The organism is Sandarakinorhabdus sp. (genome assembly GCF_040398645.1).
In the GTDB taxonomy this organism is placed as follows: Bacteria; Pseudomonadota; Alphaproteobacteria; order Sphingomonadales; family Sphingomonadaceae; genus Sandarakinorhabdus.
This window is the reverse complement of record NZ_JBBATR010000105.1, coordinates 1-2,951: the sequence shown is the minus strand read 5'-3', so window position 1 is coordinate 2,951 and position 2,951 is coordinate 1. Positions and strand designations below refer to the sequence as shown.

Annotated in this window: 2 protein-coding genes; both read right to left on the bottom strand. The window is 61.7% G+C overall.

All coding sequences use genetic code 11. From position 1 onward, the window contains the following. On the bottom strand, positions 1 to 1,275 hold a 1,275-nt coding region (locus ABWP50_RS13360), incomplete at its 3' end, for a hypothetical protein (protein WP_353218481.1). A gap of 22 nt (positions 1,276 to 1,297) precedes the next feature. Continuing rightward, positions 1,298 to 2,951: heme-binding protein (locus ABWP50_RS13355; RefSeq protein ID WP_353218480.1), on the bottom strand; the 1,654-nt coding region annotated here is incomplete at its 5' end.

The following is a 2,951-nucleotide window of genomic DNA, read 5'->3' as shown; positions in this document are numbered from 1 at the left end:
CCAGCCGCGATCATAGCTGGGTTCGAAGGCGGCAAACCAGCTGTTGATCTTGGCGCGCCGGTCGGTGAAGATATTGTTGCGATTACTCCCCACGGCATGCGTCGCACTGAAGGTCAGGTTCAGCCGGCCAATATGACCATCGGCATTGTAGCCAAGATAAACGACATCATAGGCACGGCCCCGCAGCGTGCCGAGCAGCCCCGGGCGCGCCGGAAAGCCATTGGTGTCCACCTGGATATCATCGCGTTCGCGGTTGATATTCCAGGTCACGCTGACCTGGCTGGTCATGCCGGGCAGCGGCAGATCCTGCCGATACAGGTTCGCCACCAGCACATAATCTTCCCGCGGGCGGCGCAGAATCGCGTTCAGGCCGCTGTTGGTGTCTTTTTCCAGCCGCAGGAAGGCCGCCAGATTATATTGAATGCGGTTGTTGTCACGGTTGCCGAACAACCGCACGCCGAGCTGATTGTCCTGAAACAGAAAGCCGCGAAAATCACTGGAAAATGGCTGGATACCGATACGGATCGAATCGAAATCATAGCGATCCGACGTGTTGCGCAGGTGATAATCGAAGAACAATTCCTGCACACCGATGAAGGCATCGGACCTGAGCGAACGGCGCGACGGCAGCACCGACAGCACGCGCTGCTCCGGCACATCGACATGATTGAAATTGAACGCAATCGCGGCGCGCAGCTCATATTCCGGCGGCTTGAAATTGGTGCTGCCCTTGATCAGCGCAGCGCCCACAATGAACGTCTGCGCAAACACTTCGCTATATTGCCGGCCAAACACATCGTTATTGCCCGGCCGCTCGGTGGTTTGCACGCCAACCGGGGTCGGGAAACTGCGCGGCTCGGCCAGCGTATCGGAAATCGCCGCCAGCTGCACAAACAGATCATCTGTGCCGCAAATCGGCCGATCGCCCTTCAAGGTGTTCTGATTATACGGGTCTTTCCAATTGGATTTGACCAGGCCCAGGGTTTCGATCAGCCGCCAGCGATCGGGCACAGGCAAGTGATCGGCGGGAAAATCGCCTTGCTTGGGCCAGGCGACAGCGCCGTCATTGGCCTGCATGATCGGATCCCAGGTCTGCGCGCCGCCGGGGCCGGGCACCCGCCGGCCGGGCAGTGCTTCCTGATTTGGATCAGCCGCGCTGCGAGCGTCCTCGGCGGGCAAACGATCCTTGGGCGGCTCGAATTTGGCGTAACAATCAAACCATTTGCCGAACAATTTGGCTTGCACCGGCGCAGCGCTGGCCAGCAGCGCGATCATGACAAGGCGCCGCCCTGCCATCTCAGCGCGCCTGACAGACATTGTTTTCAGCCGTATCGACAAAGGGTGCAAACGGGCAGCCCACAAAGCGCAGCCTCACCCTGGTGCCGCCCGGCACCGGCACCGTGATCTGGTCCGACCGCACCGACGCTGCCGGCAGGCCGATTCCCCCCACCCGCAGCCCGGCGTTGCTCACGCCCAGAAAACTCACCATGTCATCCTGATCGATGCCGTCTCCCGACACCCCGATCGCGCCCACCAGCACGCTGCCGCGATAGATCGGCACCGCACCTGGAAAAATCTGCAAGCCATTAGCCAGCCGGTTTGATCCACCCGCGTGGTTGGGCAAGAAAGTGCACCGCGGCAAGTTGATATTTGCCAGAGCCGCAGCCAAATTCTGCACGATCAGCGCTGATTGAAGCCCGTTTGAAAACGGCGAAAACAACGAGATCGGCCTTGAGAGCGGTCCCGGTGTCTGGGCCACTTCACCATCCGGAAAATAAGGCCGCGCCACCAACCCCACAGCGCGATTGCTCACGGCAAACTGCCCATTGAACGAACCATTGGCCGGCGCGAAGAAAAACGCCAGCCGTGCTGCAAAATCGCGAACATTGGCGTCTGGTGTGCCAATCGCAGTCTGCACTGCGCCAAGTTCGGCCGCCACATTCCCGCTCGAAAAAAACGCTGCCGTGCGTGCTTTTTGCAAGCTGACATCGATACCGAAAATCGGGGCATCGGGCGATCGCACTAGCCCAAGCGAGACCCCGCGCGTATCGACCACCGAAATCGACACTTGCGCCCGGCTGTCCAGCGGTTGGCGAATCTGTGCCCGCGCCCGGCTCATGATCTTGAACGCTTCTTCCAGAACAGTGCGCGCCTCCGTAGCCGTCAATGGCTGCGCCACCTCGGCACCGTCCGTGCCGGCCCGCACCGGAAAGCGATTGTTGCCGGCGCCATCGCTCAGCACATAGGCATCGGGGTTGCTGAATTCGCTCGCCGTCGCCGGCCGCAGCCCGCTCGCCTCCCCGCCGTAGGGCGTCCCGGCGGTGATCCTCCCGGCCGAATAGCCCTGGACCGCAACCAGCGATCCCGCTCCGGCCAGCACGCCCGTGCCGGCACTTGCCGGGCTGGACCGCAGCCGGGCAGACGTCGCATCGCTGTAACGCAACAAAGTTCCATCGACCGAAATCCGCTCCGCCCGCACGGTCTCGGCCGCCGGAAACGCCGTTGTGCCGGCCAGCGCAACAAATTCCTCGTCATCGGCATCGACATCGACAACTTCGGTATCAAAGCCATAGTCACCGTCGGCCATAACGCCAACGCCGCCGACAACCACACCGTTCTTGTAAAGCGGAAAGCCCCCGGCATCTGCAGCCAGGCCGAGCGGCGAGCGCTTCGGCCCGATCAAAGGAGACCCAACCTCGAAGCGGGTGTTCAAATCCGAGCAGGGCAACTGCGAAAACTGCACACCAAACAGCGGACCCGATTCCAGTCCACGCGCGTTGGCGCTGGGCGGAAAATGCTCCTGCACGATCATCGATGCTGTGCGCGTCGAAAAAGCGTTGCCGCTGCTGGAAAGATAGGCGCCGGTAATCGCCTTGGCGATCGCCGCAAGCTCGGCGCGAAACTCGACATTCTGCACGTCCAGATTGCCCGCCGGACCGCCAGGCCGCGCC